Annotated in this window: 16 protein-coding genes, 1 pseudogene and 1 other annotated feature; of the genes and pseudogenes, 14 read left to right on the plus strand and 3 right to left on the minus strand. The window is 64.9% G+C overall.

Translation table 11 applies throughout. The features are described 5' to 3' along the window. Positions 1 to 109: 109 nt before the first annotated feature. The 14 genes and pseudogenes from NX068_RS02790 (at position 110) to NX068_RS02855 (ending at position 17,575) form a co-directional block, all read left to right on the plus strand. On the plus strand, positions 110 to 595 hold the full coding sequence (locus NX068_RS02790) for a hypothetical protein (RefSeq protein WP_263459778.1): 486 nt from the start codon (positions 110 to 112) through the stop codon (positions 593 to 595). Between the two features lie 243 nt (positions 596 to 838). Beyond that, on the plus strand, positions 839 to 2,590 hold the full coding sequence (locus NX068_RS02795; RefSeq protein ID WP_263459779.1) for a serine protease: 1,752 nt from the start codon (positions 839 to 841) through the stop codon (positions 2,588 to 2,590). Between the two features lie 86 nt (positions 2,591 to 2,676). Beyond that, positions 2,677 to 4,983, plus strand: coding sequence for a serine protease (locus tag NX068_RS02800; protein WP_263459780.1), 2,307 nt, complete (start codon positions 2,677 to 2,679; stop codon positions 4,981 to 4,983). Positions 4,984 to 5,023: 40 nt separating this feature from the next. Then, positions 5,024 to 5,413, plus strand: a complete 390-nt coding sequence (locus tag NX068_RS02805) for a RidA family protein (RefSeq protein ID WP_263459781.1) — start codon at positions 5,024 to 5,026, stop codon at positions 5,411 to 5,413. A 94-nt stretch (positions 5,414 to 5,507) separates the two neighbouring features. Next, positions 5,508 to 6,818: an NAD(P)/FAD-dependent oxidoreductase gene (locus tag NX068_RS02810; protein ID WP_263459782.1), complete on the plus strand. Its 1,311-nt coding sequence runs from the start codon at positions 5,508 to 5,510 to the stop codon at positions 6,816 to 6,818. A 184-nt stretch (positions 6,819 to 7,002) separates the two neighbouring features. After that, positions 7,003 to 8,227 (plus strand): annotated as a pseudogene (locus NX068_RS02815) (IS3 family transposase). After that, positions 7,283 to 7,399: a sequence feature (AL1L pseudoknot), on the plus strand. It overlaps the preceding pseudogene by 117 nt. A 138-nt stretch (positions 8,228 to 8,365) precedes the next feature. Beyond that, the gene (locus NX068_RS02820) at positions 8,366 to 8,857 is read left to right on the plus strand and encodes a hypothetical protein (RefSeq protein ID WP_263459783.1); all 492 of its coding nucleotides are present in this window, start codon (positions 8,366 to 8,368) and stop codon (positions 8,855 to 8,857) included. Beyond that, positions 8,814 to 9,599 carry a hypothetical protein gene (locus NX068_RS02825; protein WP_263459784.1) on the plus strand — a complete coding sequence of 262 codons (786 nt, stop codon included), beginning with the start codon at positions 8,814 to 8,816 and terminating at the stop codon, positions 9,597 to 9,599. The genes NX068_RS02820 and NX068_RS02825 overlap by 44 nt, the downstream gene beginning before the upstream one ends. 220 nt (positions 9,600 to 9,819) lie before the next feature. Then, positions 9,820 to 10,662 (plus strand): phosphate/phosphite/phosphonate ABC transporter substrate-binding protein, encoded by an 843-nt coding sequence (locus NX068_RS02830; RefSeq protein ID WP_263459785.1) that lies wholly within the window; start codon positions 9,820 to 9,822, stop codon positions 10,660 to 10,662. Between the two features lie 18 nt (positions 10,663 to 10,680). Further along, complete coding sequence (locus tag NX068_RS02835) at positions 10,681 to 11,676, plus strand: DUF2157 domain-containing protein (RefSeq protein WP_263459786.1); 996 nt, start codon at positions 10,681 to 10,683, stop codon at positions 11,674 to 11,676. Further along, positions 11,673 to 12,725, plus strand: a complete 1,053-nt coding sequence (locus NX068_RS02840) for a DUF4401 domain-containing protein (protein WP_263459787.1) — start codon at positions 11,673 to 11,675, stop codon at positions 12,723 to 12,725. The genes NX068_RS02835 and NX068_RS02840 overlap by 4 nt, the downstream gene beginning before the upstream one ends. Beyond that, positions 12,722 to 13,240: a GDYXXLXY domain-containing protein gene (locus NX068_RS02845; RefSeq protein ID WP_263459788.1), complete on the plus strand. Its 519-nt coding sequence runs from the start codon at positions 12,722 to 12,724 to the stop codon at positions 13,238 to 13,240. The genes NX068_RS02840 and NX068_RS02845 overlap by 4 nt, the downstream gene beginning before the upstream one ends. A 150-nt stretch (positions 13,241 to 13,390) precedes the next feature. Next, positions 13,391 to 14,476: an efflux RND transporter periplasmic adaptor subunit gene (locus tag NX068_RS02850; protein ID WP_263459789.1), complete on the plus strand. Its 1,086-nt coding sequence runs from the start codon at positions 13,391 to 13,393 to the stop codon at positions 14,474 to 14,476. An 18-nt stretch (positions 14,477 to 14,494) separates the two neighbouring features. Next, positions 14,495 to 17,575: an efflux RND transporter permease subunit gene (locus NX068_RS02855; protein ID WP_263459790.1), complete on the plus strand. Its 3,081-nt coding sequence runs from the start codon at positions 14,495 to 14,497 to the stop codon at positions 17,573 to 17,575. A 95-nt stretch (positions 17,576 to 17,670) separates the two neighbouring features. Here NX068_RS02855 and NX068_RS02860 read toward each other — a convergent pair whose 3' ends face one another. From NX068_RS02860 to miaA, 3 genes are all read right to left on the minus strand, one after another. Further along, positions 17,671 to 17,892, minus strand: coding sequence for an HP1242/YdcH family protein (locus NX068_RS02860; protein ID WP_263459791.1), 222 nt, complete (start codon positions 17,890 to 17,892; stop codon positions 17,671 to 17,673). 113 nt (positions 17,893 to 18,005) lie between these two features. Beyond that, positions 18,006 to 18,551: a DUF1415 domain-containing protein gene (locus NX068_RS02865; protein WP_263459792.1), complete on the minus strand. Its 546-nt coding sequence runs from the start codon at positions 18,549 to 18,551 to the stop codon at positions 18,006 to 18,008. Positions 18,552 to 18,581: 30 nt separating this feature from the next. Then, a complete protein-coding gene (gene miaA, locus NX068_RS02870; protein WP_263459793.1) occupies positions 18,582 to 19,547 on the minus strand; it encodes a tRNA (adenosine(37)-N6)-dimethylallyltransferase MiaA in 966 nt (321 codons plus the stop codon). Positions 19,548 to 19,574: the final 27 nt, after the last annotated feature.

Below are 19,574 nucleotides of genomic sequence, written 5' to 3' on the forward strand. Positions count from 1 at the left end.
CACGGTCGCGGTGACCTGGCAGCCAGTACTGAAACCCGGCTACCGCCGGGTTTCTTCTTTTTGGCACCCGTGGGCGGGCGGGAGCAGGGTGTTTCCTGGAGCAATGTGAATGCGTGCGGTCTGGATCAGCGGCGTGCTTGCCGCGGCATCGTGGCTCGTGATGGCCTGGCATCTCGCCGAACTCGAGCCGGGCGTGGTCGCGCTTCAACTCGCGTGGAAGCCAAGGATGTTTGGCGAGATCATCCACCTCTGGCCGCCCGAGGCGCTTGAACTTTACCGCCGCTGGCTTCTGTTCGACGGCCTGGTCCTACTGGCCTATGGTGCGTTCGGATGGCTGCTTGCCGTACGTACCCGGGTTTTTTCCCCTTTGCCGCGAATTGTGCGTGCCGCTGCGCCTTTCGTGCTGCCGCTGGCGGCCCTCCTGGATGCGGCGGAAAACTGCCTGCATTGGTGGCTCACCGAAATGCCCCGCTTCGGCATGCCTTCGGTTTACCTGGCAAGCGCGAGCTGCGCCGCGCTGAAGTGGGCGCTGCTGATCCTGTTTGGCGTGCTGGTGCTGTGGGCGCTGGCCATCGGTGACGAGCGGGCTCGATAGGCCGTCATCACGGTTGCTAGTCGCGGCTGCCCGCGCATGGACGCACGCTGTGGTTTGCCCGGAATGAATGAAAGCATGCTGGATTCAGCACCGAGTTGATATGATCTCTGGATGTCTCACGGGTGCCAATTGCTTGTGAGCCGGATCAGCGATTGTTTTCCCCGGGAGAGCACCTCCGTGTTGCGCCTTGTCTTGACCACGGCTCTCGTTTTGGGGCCGAGCGTTCCCGTAGTGGCGGGTCCGATGACGCCTTCCACGCTCTTCACCTCCGTGCGCGACACGGTGCTGATGGTGCAGGCCTCCAGTAGCGATGGTGTGCTGAATGTTTCAGCGACTGCGATTGGGCTTGGAGACGGGCGTTTCGTCACGCTGTGCAGTCCGTTCGACGGTAGCGATGTGATCCGTCTCGTCGATGGCAAGGGACGGATGACCACTGCCGTCATTAGCGCTCGCGACAGCCAGCGGAACCTGTGCATGTTGAGCGCTGAGGGGGGCAATGCAGAGACGGTCGGCCTGGTGCATGCGGATGCCGTTCCGGCAGTGGGCGCGCGGGTCTATGCAGTGGCCAACGCACTTGACTTCGGCATTGGACTGACCGAAGGCGTGATCTCGGGTGTCGGGCGAGGGGAACGGGGCGAACTGCTGCAGTTCTCGGCGCCGGTATCGCCCGGCTCCGAAGGCGGAGCGCTGGTGGACGAGGAAGGCCGTTTGCTCGGCATCATCGATTACCGCCAGCGGGATGGGCAGAATCTTAATTTCGCCCTGCCGGCAGCCTGGATCGGGGAGATCGAAGCGCGCAATGATACGGATGTCGCACGCCAGGTCTTGCGCGACCAGGCTCCCAGGCTGGCCCGTGAAGGCAATGCCGCCCGGCTCGGTCGCCTTGCCGGCGACTGGACGCGGGCACATCCAGAGGACGCGGACGGTTGGATGTGGCTTGCCGTGGCATCCGGCCTGCGCGGGAATCATGCGGCGGAAGAAGCCGCATGGCGGCTGGCGGAGCGGATCGAGCCCGGCATGCCGCTGATCGCGGCCGGCATTGCGGGGGCCTTGTTGAAGCAGCAGCGCTTCGGCGATGCGCGGGATGCCGCAAGGGCATTGCTCGTAAAGGAAGCGGAGAACGCCGCGGTCTGGGCTTTGCTCGGCCAGTCGTACCAGGGCCTGGGGGAGGCTGGTGAGGCGGAAGAAGCCTATCGCAAGGCGATTTCGATCGATCCCTGGCAGATGTCGGCGCACCAGGGGCTGATCGCGCTGGCCGGGCAACGCGGCGACCATACGGCAGTGATTGCAGGCTGGGGCAGCCTGGTGCAACTCCACCCGTCGCAGGCATGGTTGCGCTGGCGTCTGGTCGAGGCGCTGCTGATGGCGCAGGAAGGCGCACGTGCCCATGCCTTGCTTGCCCGTCTGCCGGACGAGCTTGCCAGCAGCGGTGATGGCTTGTTCTGGCAGGGGGCGACTGCGGCGCTCCTGGGGCGGCCGCAGGAGGCGAGCGAACGCTTTCGTGCCAGCCTCGAGCAGGAGCCGTCCGAGCCGTGGCGCGTCTGGGGCGAGCTTGGCAAGGCCTATTTCGCCATGGACCTTTTCCCCGAAGCGATCGCAGCCCTTCGTGAAGCCGTCCGTATTGCGCCCGGGAGTGCGGATTACCGCTATTGGCTGGCAGTGGCCTTGAAGGACGGCGGCCATGTGCATGAAGCGATGGAAATTGATCGCCAGCTCGTCGCAGCGTACCCCGACAGTGTCAACGCCTGGCGCCAGCTCGGCTATGCATCGGTGCTGGCGGGCAGGATGCAGGACGGCATCGTCGCGCTGGAGCGTTCGCTGGCGCTCGACCCCAGGCAGCCGCGGGCATGGAATGCCCTGATGATGCTCTATCGTGCCGCTGGCCGCGATGCGGATGTCCGGCGCGCCCATACCCACTTGCGTGGCCTGGATGCAGAGATGGCCGAGCGTGCCTACTTCGGGATGATCCGGCCCTACGAGGTCTCTCCGCAATGAAATCCAGCACTGGATTCCTTTTCCGCCAGGCGATTCGTGCCTCGGCGGTGCGCTTGTCGGCCTTGTTGATGACGTCCGTTTGCGTCATGTCCGCCGGGTATGCGGCCGACGATGCACAGGCAGTGTTCGCCCGCGCAGCCCCTTCGGTCGTCACCGTCATCGCCCATGCCGAAGGCGGCATCTACGGCGGCCAGGGGAGCGGCGTGGTGGTCGACAAGGGCCGGGTGGCGACCAACTGCCACGTCGTTCGCGATGCAGGCAGCCTCAGCGTGCAGCATGGCACGGCGGAGCTCGCGGCGCGCTGGACGGAGGCAGACCGCAGCCGGGATCTGTGCATACTCGACGTGAAGGGGCTGCAGGCGCCGCCGGTGCGCGTCCGCAAGCGCAACAGCCTGGCCGTGGGCGAGCGGGTGCATGCGGTGGGCAATCCGCTCGGTTTCGGACTGACGGTGTCGAGCGGCATCGTCTCGCATTTTCCGCACATCGATGGCGAGGAGCTGATCCTCAGCACCGCTTCGCAGTCGCCGGGTTCGAGCGGCGGTGGGCTGTTCGACGACGAAGGGTGGCTGGTGGGGCTGACGACCAGCGTGTTCACAGCGGGGCAGAACCTCAATCTTGCGCTGCCTGCGGAGTGGATCGGCGAACTCGCCAAGCGCGCTGTGACACCGATTCCTCCACCCGCGCCGCCCGCGGCCGAGCCGCGCTGGCTGGCAGACGCCGAAGCCCTGATGGCGGCCGCACGCTGGGCTGAACTCGAAAAGCATGCTCGCAGGTGGATGGCTGCCCAACCCGGCTCCGTCCGGGCCAGGGTGGAACTGGCGCGTGCCTTGGGCTCGATGCAGAAGCGGAGCGAAGCCGAGGCGATCCTGCGCGAAGCGCTCGAGCTGGACGCGTTTTCGGTGAATGCCTTGCGCTTGCTCGCCGTCCTGCTGAAGGAGGATGGCAGACGTGCCGAAGCCGAAGCGCATCTGACGCGCGCCGAGGCGATTCTGCCCGGCAGCAGCGACCTGGCGGCCTTGCGCGCAAGCTGGCTGCTCGACGACGGCCAGCCGGAGCTGGCCCTGGCCCGGATCGAACGTGCGCTTGCCTACGATCCGCTGTTCCATGGCCACTGGAACCAGCTCGGCCGCATTCATCGCGCACTCGGCCAGGCCGATGCGGCGCAAAAGGCCTTCCGTACCGCGCTCGACCTCAACCGGCAGGACGAGGAGGCACGCAAGGCACTGGCGCGGCTGCTGGCCGAAAGTGGAAATGCCGACGAAGCTCATCGCGCACTTGCAAGCAAGCCGGGGGAGGCCAGCACCGATGTCCCGACCTGGCTCCAGATCGGCATCACCGATTACAACCGCCAGCACTATGCGCCGGCCGAAGATGCGTTCCGCAAGGCACTCGAGCTCGACCCCGGCTTTGCCGAAGGCTGGGAAAAGCTCGGCATGACCCTGGCGCGGACGCTGAGGGACAAGGAAGCGGAGTCGGCGCAGGACCGTGCGCTCGAACTCGATCCGACGCTGTTCGAGGCCAGGCTGGAGCGCGCCGAACTGCGCGCCCGCCGCGGCGACTTGCAAGGGGCCATCGAGGATGCCCGGCGCCTGACCGAACTGGCGCCGACGGAAGCGCGCGCATGGCGCACGCTCGGCAGACATCGTTTCACTGCTCAGGATCAGCGCGGCGCGATGGCGGCTTACCGGCAGATCGATGCACTGGGCAAGGCGGACGCCACCGACCTCGCCGCGCTGGCCGATCTCCTCGGCAAACTGGGCGATCGCGCGGGCGCGCTGGCCGTCTTCGAGCGGGCCGAGAAAATCGACCCGAACAACGCCGGCGTGTTCATCAACCTCGCCGGCTTCCATGGCCGCAATGGCGATCTCGACAAGGCCTGGACGTACATCGAGCGGGCGCTGACGCATGATCCGCGCAACGCCACCGCTCTCAGTACCAAGGGCTACATCCAGTTGCTGCGCGGCAAGCCGGTCGAAGCGGCGCAGACCCTGGAGCAGGCCGTACTGTACGAACCGAAGCTGGCCAACGGCTGGATCAACCTCGGGCACGCCCATTTGCGCAACCGCGATGTCGGTCGGGCCATCCCCGCGCTGGAAAAAGCGCTGTCGCTCGCTCCCCAGGCGCTCGATGCCCACCTCTACATCGCTCAGGCCCATCTTACGGCGCGAAATGCGGCAAAGGCCCGCGCCCATGCCGAAACCATCCTGATGCGGCAGGCCGACATGCCGGCGGCGCTGAGCATCGTCACGCTGGCCCACCTGATGGAAGGCAGCCAGGCGCAAGCTGTCTCGGCTCATGCGAAACTGCGCGCCCGAGACGCGAAAATCGCCGCTGGCGTGAAGCAGCAGGCGCTGGCGCTGGGCTTGTCAGGTGCAGCCAGCCTGTCCGATTGATCCGTGTTTCAACCCCATTCCAGATTCCGGAGTCCTGCCCATGCCAAGATCGCTCGTCCCCGCCCCGCTTTTCCCGCCCATAGGCCCCTACAGTCACGCCGTCGTGGCCGGCGGCCAGGTCTTCATCTCGGGCACGCCCGGTGTCGATCCCGAAACCGGCCAGATGGCCGGGGATGACGCCTACCGGCAGTCGAAGCAGATCCTGAGGAATTTCCAGGCCATGCTCGAAGCGGCCGGCGGCACACTCGACGACATCGTCAATGTCCAGGTCAACCTCGTGAATGTTGACGACTTCCACGAGATGAACCGGGCTTATGCCGAGTTCTTCACCGAGCCTTACCCTGCCCGCGCCGTGGTGGCGATTGCGGCATTGCCGAAGCAGGGGGCGCTGATGACGATGAGTGCGATCGCGGTGCTGAAGAAGGGCTGAAGGCGAGGTGAAAATGGCTTGAGTCCGTCGGGCTGGCAGCCGGAAACGAGACTGGTTATTCTTCATTTCCAACCCAACAGAGCCCGAGGAAAAAATGGAGAATGCCCGGAGTGGCAGCATTGTCGTCATCGGCGGCGGCGCAGGCGGGCTGGAGCTGGTTTGCAAGCTTGGCAGAAAGCTCGGCCGCGACAAGGTGGTTCTCGTGGAGCGGAACCTGACCCATATATGGAAGCCCACGCTTCACGAAGTTGCCGCCGGCACATTGGACATGAACCAGGAAGGCCTGTCGTATCCGATGCTCGCTTACCAGAACAACTTCACTTTCGTATATGGGGCCTTCTCCGGCATCGATCTCGCGGCGAGTGAAATCGTCGTATCGGCATCGGGGGGCGAAGATGGCGGGCTCGTATATCCCGAGCGCAGGATCAAGTTTTCCAGGCTCTGCATTTCCGTTGGCAGCACGTCGAACTACTACAACACGCCCGGAGCGGACGAGAACACCATCTCGCTGAACAGTCCCCGGGACGCGGATCGCTTCAGGGCCGAAATGATGGCCCAGATGATTCGTGCGGAAAATGAAAAGGCCAAAGGCAATTCGGGCACCATCGACGTGGTGATCATCGGCGGCGGCGCCACCGGCGTCGAACTTGCGGCCGAGCTGCGTGAAGCGGGTGGAATCTATGCGAACTACGGCTTCACCCATCTGGTGCCCAACACGGACGTGAGGATCACCTTGCTCGAAGGCTCCAGCCGCATTCTGGCGCCGCTGAGCGAGCGGGTTTCCAATGGGGCAACCCATCTCCTGGCCAAGAGAAACATTCAAGTGGTGACGAATTGCCGCGTCAGCCGAATAGAGAAGGACCATCTGCTCGACGCGAACGGGAAAAGATACGATTTCGACATGTGCGTCTGGGCCGCGGGGATCAAGGCACCGGATTTTCTTGCTTCACTGGGATTCCCGACGAACAGGATCGGGCAGCTCGAAGTGACGGACAGCTTGAACGTCAAGGGCCATGAGCATATCCATGCCCTCGGCGATTGCGCATCGTGCATGCAGGCCGATGGCAAGCCTGTTCCGCCGAGGGCCCAGGCCGCGCATCAGCAGGCGGATTACGTCTTCAAGGCAATCATGAGCGCCGTCGAGGGGCGTGAGCCCGTGAAGCAGCCCTACTGCTACAAGGATCATGGCTCCCTGGTTTCATTGGGTACGCAGACCAGCGTGGGCAGCCTGATGGGCTCATTGACCGGCGGGACGCTGTTCGTCGATGGCCTCTTCGCGCGCTGGCTCTACATCAGCCTGCACCTGATGCACCACAAGGCCATTCTCGGTTTTGGCCGCACGGCGGTGCTGGCAATTGCCAGAGTACTCGTCAAGAGAAGTACGGCATTGGTCAAGCTGCACTGATCTGCTTGCTTCTCGCCACCATGACTTCATGCCCAATTGTTGTGCCTACTGCCAAGAGCTCACCGAACACACACCAGACAAACCGAACACCTAGCAGCCAAGCCCCCTTGAAAGGGCAAACGGCACCAGGCTGAATCGCCCCGGGTTTTGAGGAGGCTCCAACTCTTGAGAAGATGGAGCCCTGATGAAGAAGTCGATGAAGTTTTCCCCAGAAGTCGTCGAGCGCGCCGTGCGTATGGTGTTCGAGGCCAAGGATCAGTACGGATCCCAGTGGGCGGCGATCGTGTCGATTGCGGCAAAGATTGGCTGCACGGGGCCGAAACGCTGCGGCGATGGGTTCGCCAACATGAGCGCGACGCCGGCCAGCGTGAGGGGCTCACGAACGCCGAGCAGCAACGCATCAGGGAACTCGAGCGCGAGGTGCGCGAGTTGAAGAAGGCCAACGAGATCCTGCGCCTGGCTAGCGCGTATTTCGCACAGGCGGAGCTCGACCGCCGCAACAAGTGATGAACGGTTTCATCGACATGCACCGCGAGCGCTTCGGGGTCGAGCCGATCTGCAAGGTGCTGCAGGTTGCCCCGTCGGCCTATCGGCGCGCGGTGGCGCACCGGCGCGATCCGGCTTTGCGCTGTGCGCGAGCCCGCCGCGACGAGGTGCTGGAAGGTCACATCGAGCGGGTCTGGCAGGCGAATCTGCAGGTGCATGGGGCGCGCAAGGTGTGGCGGCAGTTGCGCCGCGAAGGCCTCGAGGTCGCCCGTTGTACCATCGAACGACTGATGCGGACCAAAGGGCTGCGCGGCGCCATGCGCGGCAAGGCAATTCGGACCACCCGTGCCGATCCGGCTGCACCTTGTCCGCTCGATCGCGTCAATCGGCAGTTCGCTGCGCAGCGCCCCAACCAGCTTTGGGTCTCCGACTTCACCTATGTCTCGACCTGGCAGGGTTTCGGGTACGTCGCCTTCATCATCGACGTCTTCGCTCGCTACATCGTAGGCTGGCGCGTCAGTCGGTCCATGCATACGGAGTTTGTCCTCGATGCGCTGGAACAGGCCCTTTGGGCGCGCCAACCCGAACGTAATGCTTTGATTCATCATAGCGACCGCGGCTCGCAGTACGTCTCGATCCGCTACAGCGAGCGATTGGCGGAAGCCGGTATCGAGCCCTCGGTCGGCAGTCGGGGCGACAGCTACGACAACGCGCTGGCCGAGACCATCAACGGGCTGTACAAGGCAGAAGTAATCCACCGGCGCGGCCCCTGGAAAAGCGTCGAAGCGGTCGAACTGGCCACCCTCGAATGGGTCTCCTGGTTCAACCACCACCGGTTGCTTGAGCCAATCGGCTACCTTCCTCCAGCCGAGGCTGAGGCAAACTATTACCGCAGTCAAACTGGGCAGGCCGTTCCTGCCTGACTCAAACAAAACGGCCTCCGCGAATCCCGGGGCGATTCAGGCTGTTAATTGTCATATGCATGCGTCAAAGACTCTTGCGTCACCACAGAACTCTGCTAACATACAAATGCAATTAATTATCATTCTCGTGGAGGATGCATGACCAGTCAACTCATCAGAAGATCACTCCCCATTCTACTGATCTGCTTAGGAACTAGCGGCTATGCATCCGCAGAGCAGGTAATTTCCCCTACATGGAACATGTGGATGTTCTCAAGGGCCAACTGCATCAACAATGAAACTATTTCCTTTGAATATGCTTTGAACGAGTACTGGCAAATGGAAATAATGTCTTCCCACTTCAACTTTGAAGCCGGGGAAGGCAGCCCTTCAGAGCTATTTTTCTTTGAGCCTTCGACAGTGACATATCGAGCAGCGGCCGTGAACTGGGGGGGAGGCCTTTTTGGTTACTGGGAAGTTCTTGGGTGGCATGGATTAGGTCCCGCATGGGGAACAATATTGGATGAAGCATATCAACTAATCGGCCAAAATTGCCCACATGATAACTTTAGCTGGAGCTTTACAGGCGGAGGTCACGAAATTCATTATGTTGGCCAATGCAAAGTTACATACACCGATTCGTGCTGGTAAAACCGGTAAAATCATCATGGAAAAATACTCGATGTCGCGAAAAGTTGCTATCAGTTTATTTATAATGCATCCATTTTTCGTCACTCAAGCCGAAATAGAAACAGAATTCCTCCCCCCTTCGCAGATCAAACCCCCAACAAGCATAAGCGCTGCTGCGCAAGAAGAGTTCAATAAAAGAATAAAGCTACAAATACAGAACCAAAAAAGAGAAAAAGAGCAGCGCCCGGACCCAGAATCAGTTTTGTCAATTCAGCAGATCCCTGTCAGAATGGGGAATTTCACATCACTACCAAATGTTGCGGAAAAGTTATTACACCTTCCAGACACGGCTTTTACGACAAAATCACCTTCCGTAAATATCGCTGACATATCTAAAACTGCCCTTCGCGAGTGCGAACTACTTAAGTCCCTTCCAATCGGCGGCGAGCTAAAGGACTCGGTCACAGGCAATGGAAAGTTTTTTTATTGTAACTCCATCGGGGTCGTAAGCCTGGAAGAGTCATTGCTATATTCGAACCGTCATGTAGACACAGTAAACACTCTTGCCGTAAATGCAAAAATAATTATTGGTGGAATTAGGCGGGGCGCCATCGTTTCACGAATTCGCAATGAATCAGGCGATGATGGGGTCACTCGGATCCAATGGCGCAGTGGTGAAAAAAATATGGTAATTCGTGCCCAAGGATTCGACGACAAAATAGCTCAGCATGTAGAGCATATAGTTGCCACCTTCCCGGACTGACCCAAGGCGCGGAACATCTAGCACCGCAAGATGTTCCGCGCTTTACCTGAGTTCGTTAAATGACCATCCAGCTTCATATCGAACTCTGCGTTCATGACTACAAGCGAACTCGTTGCTCCTGCAGCCGCGTGACGGAATGCACATTCCGTCCGCGGCCATGGCTGCGATCATGGGCGATCCGTTCCAGGCCAATGATTCCCACTCCAGGTACCGGCTGCGCATGAAAACTCCTTCGTTTCGCCATCTCGTCCCGTCGCTCGCAATCCTTGCGGCAATCTCCCTGGGCCCCCTGCCGGCCGTGGCACAGGAGGTGAAGCCGATTGCGCTGGCCGTCAGCGAAGGCACCTCGGGCGGTATCGATGCTGCGGCAGGCCGCAAGAAATACGCGCCGATGGCGGACCGCCTGTCGGCCGCGCTCGGCAGGAAGGTCGAAGTCGTTTTCGTGCGCGAATTCGCCGAGCTGGAAAAGGGCATGAAGGATGGCCGTTTCGATTTCGTCGTTGCCCGTCCGTCCGACTATCCGGCGCGCGGCCTGCGCGACTACGGCTACCAGTACGTCGCCAATGCCGAGCCCGAGGGGCATTGCATGCTGGCCGTGCCAGCCGGTTCGCCGATCCGGACGCTCGCGCAACTGCGCGGCAAGACCTTCGTGCTGCCGGAGGAAGTCGCCTACATGACGCGCTTCTGCCGTGCCGAATTGCGCGACAAGGGCATCGACCTGGCGAAGGAGAAGGTTTTCTACGTGCGAGAACAGGGCGCGATCCCGTTCGGCCTGGAAAACGGCATCGTCGATGTCGGCGGCATGGCGTCCTATTCCGGGGCGATCCGCCAGTGGCGGGAGAAGGGACACCGCGTGCTGCACGAATCGGTCGGTCAACCCTACATGCCCGTCGTCGCCGGCCCCCGGGTATCGGCCGAGGCGCTGGATTCGGCGCGTGTGACGCTGCTCGGGCTGTCTGCGGACGAACAGGGCAGGGCTTTCCTGCGCCAACTCGGGATCGACGGCTTCGCTGCAGACGGTGAAGATCGCCTGCGTGCCTTGCTGGAATGGTTGGGGGTTTGAGTCGGGTTTCTCTTTTTCATGAACTGGTCTTTCACACAACGCGCGCAGATATTCCGCCTTGCCGAGGCGGGTGGGCTGACGCCGGCACAACTTGCGCGGGCGGCGGCCTGCGGACCCTTGCAGCCTGAGCCTGACGAGTGGCGGCGGATGCTCGACCGTTTGCTGGCTTTCGGCGGTGCCTTGCTGCTGGGGGCCGGCGTGGTGTTCTTCTTCGCCTGGAACTGGGATGCACTGCATCGCTTCGCCAAGTTCGGCCTGGCGGCTGCGGCCTTGCTGGCTTGCGGAGCCACGGCCTTGTGGGCGACGCCGCGCGGGATCGCGTTCCGGGCGGCGCTGTTCGGCGCCTGCATTGCCACCGGCGCACTGCTGGCGCTGATCGGCCAGACTTACCAGACCGGCGCGGACGTGTGGGAGCTGTTCGCGGCCTGGGCGGCGCTGATGCTGCCTTTCGTGCTGCTGTCGCGTTCGTCGGCCAGCTGGACGCTGTGGCTGGCGGTGGCGAACATGGCCTTGCTGCGCGCCCTCTCGCAGACTGGGTCGATGGGCCTCTGGGGCTATCTCGACGGCGTGTTCGGCCTGTATTCGCTGCTGCTGGTGGCGGGCTTGAACCTGGTGTTGCTGCTGGCCTTCGAGTGCCTGGGGCGCTGGCTGCTGGTCGATGCGCAGCGCTGGATGGCGCGGCTGGCGGCGCTGGGGGTGGTGGCACCCTTGTGCGTGGCGGCGGTGCTGGGCTGGTTCGAGGTCGATTTCCGGCCGGGGCTGACGGTGTTTGCGCTGGCCGCGCTTGCGGGTGGCGCGGCGTATGGCCTGTGGCGGCGGGATGTCGCGATCCTGGCCTTGCTGACCTACGCGGCGATTGCGGTGCTGACCGCGGGGCTGCTGCGCGTGCTCGATACATACGATTTTGCCGCCTTGAACGTCCTCGGGCTGTTCGTGATCCTTGCCTCCAGCGCCGCGGGCTGGGCGCTGATGCGGCTCCATCGCGAGGCTGGCGACGGCGGGAGCGGATCATGAGCGTGCACGAATCGGCAGGTGGCGGCAGGCTTGCCGATCTGCTGCGCGAGCGCGGCATCGTCGATGAGGCGGAGCAGCCGGCGCTGCCGGCGCAGCAGTCCGGGCCCTGGTGGTTGATGCTGCTGCAGGCGCTGGCGGCATGGCTGGCGTCGCTGCTGATCGTGGCGGGGCTGGTGCTGCCCGCGGTCGGCCTCGGTACGGCGGGGACCGGCGTCATGGGCGGCGTGTCGTGCATCGCCGCGGTCGCGCTGTTCCGGCGCGGCGCCCTGTTCACCGATCAGATGGGGCTGGCCTTGTCGCTGGCGGGGCAGGGATTGCTGATGTGGACGGCGGACGAATGGTTCGAGCCCGGTGCCTGGCGTCAGATGGCGGGCGTGGGCGTGCTGGTGAGCGGGGCGATGCTGCTGCCGCGGGCGAGCCGGCTGCACCGGATCGTGTGCGCGCTGCTGCTGAGCCTTGCGCTCGGCGTGCTGATCGGGCCGGGGCTTGCGTGCGAGCTGTTCGGCATCGCGCTGATGGCGGCGGCGATACTGGCTTGCGCCACCCGCGAGCGCTGGGCGGCGCAGCCGTGGGGCGGTCTGCTCGGCGCGGTGACGCTGGCTTTGGGTCTGGCTGCGCTGCTGTTGCCGCCTTTGCTGTCGCGGGCGCGAGCCGATTTCCTGCTCGATGGCACGGATTTCCGCGGCCCGATGATCTGGCTGGCGATCGGTGCTGCGCTGGTGCTGGTCGCCTTGCTCGGCCATCTGCTGCGGGCAGCTTCTCCCGGGCTGCAACTGGCGGCGGGCGGGCTCGCGCTGTCGTGGGCGCTGGTGTTCCATACCGCGCCGGGCCTGATCGTGGCCGTCGGTGTGTTCATTGCCGCCTTCCAGGCCAGCCAGCGCACGCTGGCGGGGTTTGCGCTGCTGGCGGCGGTGCTGTACGTGGGCGAGTTCTACTATCTGCTCGACGTGAGCCTGCTGCACAAGTCCGGCCTGCTGGTGCTGGGCGGCGCGGCCTTGCTGGCCTTGCGTGCCTGGGTGCTGCGCACTGCCGCGGGAGCGCGGACATGAGCAATCGGAGCTGGCTGCGCATTGCCGTCGTTGCGGCGATGGCGCTGGTGCTGGGCGTGTCGCTGAAGGCGGTCCTCGACCGCGAGCGCACGCTGACGCAAGGCCGCGTCGTGCTGCTGGAGCTGGCGCCGGTCGATCCGCGCTCGCTGATGCAGGGTGACTACATGGCGCTGCGCTTCGCCATCGACCGCGGCTTGACGGCTCAGGGGGACGAGAGCGAGGCGCTTGACGGCCCGCCTGGGGCTTACGCCGTGCTGGCGCTGGATGCCGATGGCCGTGCCCGGCTGGCGGGTGTTGCCGATGCGCTGCCGGCCGGCGACACGGTGGCGATGCGCATCCGCTGGCGCGACGGCGGCCCCACGGTCGGGCCGAATGCCTTCTTCTTCCAGGAAGGCACGGCCGAAACCTACGAAGCGGCGCGCTGGGGAGAGTTCCGCGTGGCGCCGGACGGCAGCGCGCTGCTGACGCATCTGCGCGACGAGGCGCTGACGCGGCTGGGCGAGCAGCGGCGCTGAGGCCGCCTGCGGTGACCGGCCGTGGCAGGCGTCACGGGCGCATGAACTTGCACCATGTCCGCGGTGTCTGCTTTCAGCAGCGCGGTACTTGCCTGTGGGACAATCGCGGCGCCGTGTTTCGTTCTCATTCTCGTCTCCCGCTGGATTGCCATGTCGTCTCGCCGCCCCGTCATCGTCGCCCTGTGCACCATCGGCCTTGCCGGCCTGGCGGCTTACGCATGGTATGCCAACCAGCCGCGCAGCACGCCGGCGGACACGCTGCTGGCGGTGGAGGCGCCGGTGGTGGTCGAAGTGGCGAGAGTGGAAAGGCGGGCGATGGCCGACGACGTCACTGCCGTCGGTTCGCTGGTGTCCAATGAATCGGTGGTGCTGCGGCCCGAAGTGGCGGGGCGCATTTCGCGCATCGCCTTCCGCGACGGCGAGCCGGTCAGGCGCGGCGACGTGCTGGTCGAGCTGGATGCGGCGGTGCAGCGTGCCGAACTGCAGCAGGCGCAGGCCAACCTGACGCTGGCCGAAGCCAATTTCCGCCGCAGCGAAGACCTGTTCGCGCGCAAGTTCGTCAGCCAGAGCAGCCGCGACAATGCCCGCGCCGAACTCGAAGTGGCGCGCGCCGGTGTCGCGCTGGCGCGGGCGCGGCTGGAACGCACGCAGCTTCGGGCGCCTTTCGACGGCGTGGTCGGCATCCGCAGCGTCAGTCCGGGCGATTACGTCAAGGACGGCGATGCGCTGATCAACCTCGAGGACATCGCCCGGCTGAAGGTGGATTTCCGCCTGCCCGAGCTTTATCTCGACCGTGTGAAGCCCGGCCAGACGCTCGAGCTGAGCAGCGACGTATTGCCCGGCGGCAGCTTCGCCGCGCGGGTGGATGCGATCGACCCGCTGGTCGATGCCCAGGGCCGCGCGGTGCGCCTGCGCGCCAGCCTGGCCAACCCCGAAGGCCGCCTGCGCCCCGGCGTGTTCGTGCGCGTGCGGCTGATCCTGGCCGAACGGCCCGAGGTGCTGGTGGTGCCGGAAACGGCGCTGGTGCCGGCGCCCGGCAACGTGCAGTTCGTCTATCGGGTGGTGGATGGCAAGGCGCAGCGGGTGGACGTGCGCACCGGCATGCGGCGCGAGACGATGGTGGAAATTACCGATGGCCTGGATGCCGGGGCGGAGGTGGTCACCGCCGGCCAGCTCAAGCTGCGCGACGGTGCGCCGGTGAACGTGCTGCAGGGCTCCTTGGCCGGCGCCGCCTGAGCGACGGGAGCCGCGAAGATGGTCATTTCCGATATCTGCATCAAGCGCCCGGTGTTCGCCACCGTGCTGTCGCTGCTGGTGCTGCTGGTGGGGCTGATGTCGTACTCGCGGCTGACGGTGCGCGAGTACCCCAACATCGACGAACCGGTGGTGACGGTCGATACCACCTACCGCGGCGCCAGCGCGGCGATCGTCGAGTCCCAGGTGACGAAGCCGCTGGAAGATTCGCTGGCCGGCATCGAGGGCGTGGACGTGCTGTCGTCGATCAGCCGCCAGGAGCGCAGCCAGATCACCGTGCGCTTTCGCATCGAGCGCAATGCCGACAGCGCCGCCGCCGACGTGCGCGACCGCGTGTCGCGTGTGCGCCGCCGCCTGCCCGACGACGTCGACGAGCCGGTGATCGCCAAGGTCGAGGCCGACGCCAACCCGATCATCTGGGTGGCGTTTTCGTCCGATCGCCATTCCCCGCTGGAAATGAGCGACTTCGCCAACCGCGTCATCAAGCCGCGCCTGCAGACCCTGCCGGGCGCGGCGGATGCGCGCATGTTCGGCGAGCGGCGCTATTCGATGCGGATCTGGCTGGACCGCGAGCGCCTGGCGGCGTTCGGCCTGACCGTACAGGAAGTGGAGAACGCCATCCGCGGCCAGAACGTGGAACTGCCCGCCGGCCGCATCGAAAGCAGCCAGCGCGAGTTCACCGTGGTGGCGCGCACCGACCTGGCGCAGATCGACGAATTCGAGGCGGTGGTGGTGCGCCAGCCGGCCAATGCGGCCGACTACCCGGTGCGCATCCGCGACATCGGCCGCGTCGAAGTGGCGCCGGAGAACGAACGCTCGTCGGTGCGCTTCATGGGCCGGCCGTCGATCTCGCTCGGGCTCATCAAGCAGGCCACCGCCAACCCGCTCGATCTCAAGCGCGGGCTGGAAGAGATGCTGCCGAGGCTGGAGCACGAACTGCCCGAAGGCATGTCGATGACGATCGCCAACGACACCACGGTGTTCATCGAGCGTTCGATCGATGCGGTGTTCTCGACGATCTGGGAGGCGGTGCTGCTGGTGGCGGCGGTGTGCCTGTTCTTCCTGCGCAACTGGCGTGCGATGCTGGTGCCGCTGGTGACGATTCCGGTGTCGCTGGTGGGCGTGTTCACGCTGATGTTCGCGCTGGGCTTTTCGATCAACACACTGACGCTGCTCGCGTTGGTGCTGGCGATCGGCCTGGTGGTGGACGACGCCATCGTGGTGCTGGAGAACATCTACCGCCATATCGAGGAAGGCATGGCGCCGGTGGCCGCCGCCTTCCAGGGCGCGAAGGAGATCGGCTTCGCCGTGGTGGCGATGACGATCACGCTGGCGGCGGTGTATGCGCCGGTGGCTTTCATGACCGGGCGCACCGGCAAGCTGTTCACCGAGTTCGCGCTGACGCTGGCCGGCGCGGTGATCGTGTCCGGCTTCGTCGCGCTGACGCTGTCGCCGATGATGTGCTCCAGGCTGCTGCGCCACGAACGCAGCCATGGTCCGATCTACAACGCCGTCGAAGGCTTCCTGAACTGGCTCACCGAAGGCTATCGCAGCCTGCTGGCGGCGTCGCTGAAAGTACGCTGGCTGGTGATGCTGGCGTTCGTGCTGGTGGCGGGGACCTCGGTGCTGCTGCTGGGGCAGTTGAAGAACGAACTGGCGCCGCTGGAAGATCGCGGCCGGGTGGTCGGCATGTTCAACGGCCCCGAAGGTTCGACCATCGACTACATGTCGCGCTATGCGCTGGAGATCGAGCGCATCTATGCCAGCCTGCCGGAAGTCGACCGCTATCTGGTCATTACCGGCAACCCCACGGTGTCGCAGGGGATTTCCTTCGTCGGCTTCACCGACTGGAGCGAGCGCGAACGCGGCGCAGCGCAGATCGCCGAAGAACTGGGGCCCAGGCTGAAGGCGATTCCGGGCGTGAACGCCTTCCCGGTGATGCCGGCCTCCTTCGGCCAGAGCCCGCGTTCGCGGCCGCTCAGCTTCGTGGTGTCGACGTCGGAATCCTATGACGAACTCGCCCGCCATGCGGAGGCGATCCTGGACGAGATGCGCGGCAACCCGGGCCTCGTCTCGCCCGACACCGACCTCAAGCTGACGCTGCCGGAACTGTCGGTCGAGGTCGATCGCGACCGCGCCGCGGACCTGGGGGTGCCGGTCGACGTCATCGGCCGCACGCTGGAAACCATGCTCGGCGGCCGCCAGGTGACGCGCTACAAGAAGGATGCGGAACAGTACGACGTGATCGTGCAGGTCGGTGCCGTCAGCCGCACCGATCCCCACGACATCAGCGACATCTTCGTGCGCGCCCGCAATGGCGACATGGTGCCGCTGGCCAACGTGGTGAAGGTCAGCGAGGCGGTGGCGCCGCGCGAACTGAACCACTTCGGCCAGCGCCGCTCGGTGACGATCTCGGCCAGCCTCGCGCCCGACTACGCGCTGGGCGAGGCCTTGCAATGGATGGAGCAGACCGCCGCGCGCCTGCTGCCGCCGGGCTACGCCACCGACTACGACGGTCAGTCGCGCGAGTTCAAGACCAGCTCGGCCAGCCTGGTGCTGGTGTTCATGCTGGCGCTGGCCTTCATCTACCTGGTGCTGGCGGCGCAGTTCGAGAGCTTCCGCGATCCATTCATCATCATGCTGACCGTGCCGCTGTCGATGACCGGCGCGCTCGGCGCGCTGTGGCTGACCGGCGGCACGCTCAACGTCTATAGCCAGATCGGGCTGGTGACGCTGGTGGGCCTGATCACCAAGCACGGCATCCTGATCGTGGAATTCTCCAACCAGTTGCGCGAGCAGGGCCGCGAGCTGATGGAGGCGGTGGTCGAAGCCGCGGTGCTGCGCCTGCGGCCGATCCTGATGACCACCGGCGCGATGGTGCTGGGCTCGGTGCCGCTCGCGCTGGCAACCGGCGCCGGCGCCGAGAGCCGCCAGCAGATCGGCTGGGTCATCGTCGGCGGCCTGCTGCTCGGCACCTTCTTCACGCTTTTCGTGGTGCCGACGGTGTATTCGCTGCTGGCGCGCAAGCAGCGCGAAGCGGTGGAGCCTCCTGGTGCCAAAGGGGGCGAGCTGCAGGTCTGAGCGGCCAACCGAGCCGACTGGCGGGCCTGTCAGCAAAAAACCCCCTGGCACGGGTGTGCATCAGGGGGTATTCGGCGGTGCTGCCTTCCTGCCCGTCAGGCCGTGGATTCGGTCTTCTGCAGGATCGCGTACATCTGATCCTTCAGCAGCAGCTTCTGCTTCTTCAGGATCTCGACCTCTTCGTGTGTCGCGTGTTCGATGTGCGACTCGATGTTCTTGATCTGCTGATCGAGCGCGTTGTGCTTGTCGAACAGGTTCAGGAAGTGACGGTCGGTGGTCTTCAACTGGGTGATCTGGTCGCGGTACTCAGGAAACATAGGCTCACTCCGGTGATCGAGGGAAAAGTAAACCGGATCCGTTGCCTGAACTCTACTCCTCGGCAGGCGGCCAGCCAAGCACTGTGGGCGGGCGGGCCGCCCGGTTCGGGCGCTCAGCCGAACAGGTAGGGGAACAGCCGCTGCTTTTCCTCATTGCTCAGGGCTTCCATGCGCGCGATGTTGCGCGCCGGGATGCCGTCGACGTCGGGGTGGTGCTCGATCGCCTTCTCCAGGCTTTCCTCGCGGATGATGTGCAGCAGCGGCCAGGGCGAACGATTGGTCAGGTTGCCGGCGTCGTCGGCTTCGGTGTCGGCGAACTGGTACTGCGGGTGGAAGCTTGCCACCTGCAGCTCGCCTTCCCAGCCGAACTGCTCCACCCACAGGTCGACCGCGTCGAGGAAGTCGTTGTAGTCGCCGAAATCTTCGAGCATGTCCGGAATCGCCAGCAGCGTGGTTTCGAGTTCCTCCGCCGGAGTGTCGGACAGGCGCTCGAGTTCGGCCTGCAGCTCGTTGAGCAGGGTTTCCTCGTCGGTGGCGTGGCTGATGGCGATGCGCACGCGCTTCTCGCGCCGCGGCCGGGCGGCGAAGGGACAGAGGTCGAGGCCGATGACGACTTCGTCGAGCCACTGGTTGATGTCGTCGATGATCTGCTGATCCATGGGGTTCTTCCGTGTGTGCAAAAGAGGTATTCAGGCGGCGATCAGTTGCAGCGCGGTGTAGAGGACGGCGTCGGCGAGGTCCGGACGCAGGCAGTCGAGTTCCACCAGGCCGGGCCAGGTTTCGCGGAACTGGCGCTGCCAGGTGAGCTGGCGCTTGGCGAGCTGGCGGGTGGCGGCGACGCCCTTGAAGCGCAACTCGTCGTAGCCGATGTCGCCGTCGAGGTATTCCCAGGCCTGGCGGTAGCCGACGCAGCGCATCGAGGGCATCTCCGGGTTCAGCCGGTAGGTCCTGCGCAACCGGCGGACTTCGTCGACGAAGCCGCCGTGCAGCATGGTATCGAAGCGTTCGGCGATGCGCGCGTGCAGCACGCCGCGGTCCGAGGGTGCGAGCGCCATCGTCAGCAGGCGGCAGGGCAGGGCCTCGTCCTCCTTGCGGGCATAGCTTTCGGCCAGCGGCCGGCCGGTGAGGCGGACGATCTCGAGTGCGCGCTGGATGCGCTGGGCATCGCTGGGCTCCAGCCGCGCGGCGGCGGCGGGGTCGAGGCGGGCGAGCTCGGCGTGCAGTGCCGGCCAGCCATGTGCGGCGGCCTCTTCGTCGATGGCGCGGCGCAGCTCGGCATCCGCTGCCGGCAGGTCGGACAACCCGTCGCGCAGCGCCTTGAAGTACAGCATCGTGCCGCCGGCCAGCAGCGGGATGCGGCCGCGCGCGCTGATCTCGCGCATCAGGCGGATGGCGTCGGCGCGGAAGCGCGCGGCCGAATAGCTTGCTTCCGGCGACACGACGTCGATCAGGTGGTGGGGGCAGACCGCACGCTCCTCGGCGCTGGGCTTGGCCGTGCCGATGTCCATGTCGCGGTATACCAGCGCGGAGTCGACGCTGACGATCTCGACCGGCAGGCGGCGGGCGATGGCGAGCGCACAGGCGGTCTTGCCGCTGGCGGTGGGGCCGAGCAGCAGCAGGGCGGGCGGGAGCGTGGTGGGCGGCGTGTCGGTCACGGCGTGAGAAGGGCGAGGAAGGAATCA

This window comes from Thauera carbonicopians (genome assembly GCF_025699485.1).
In the GTDB taxonomy this organism is placed as follows: Bacteria; Pseudomonadota; Gammaproteobacteria; order Burkholderiales; family Rhodocyclaceae; genus Thauera.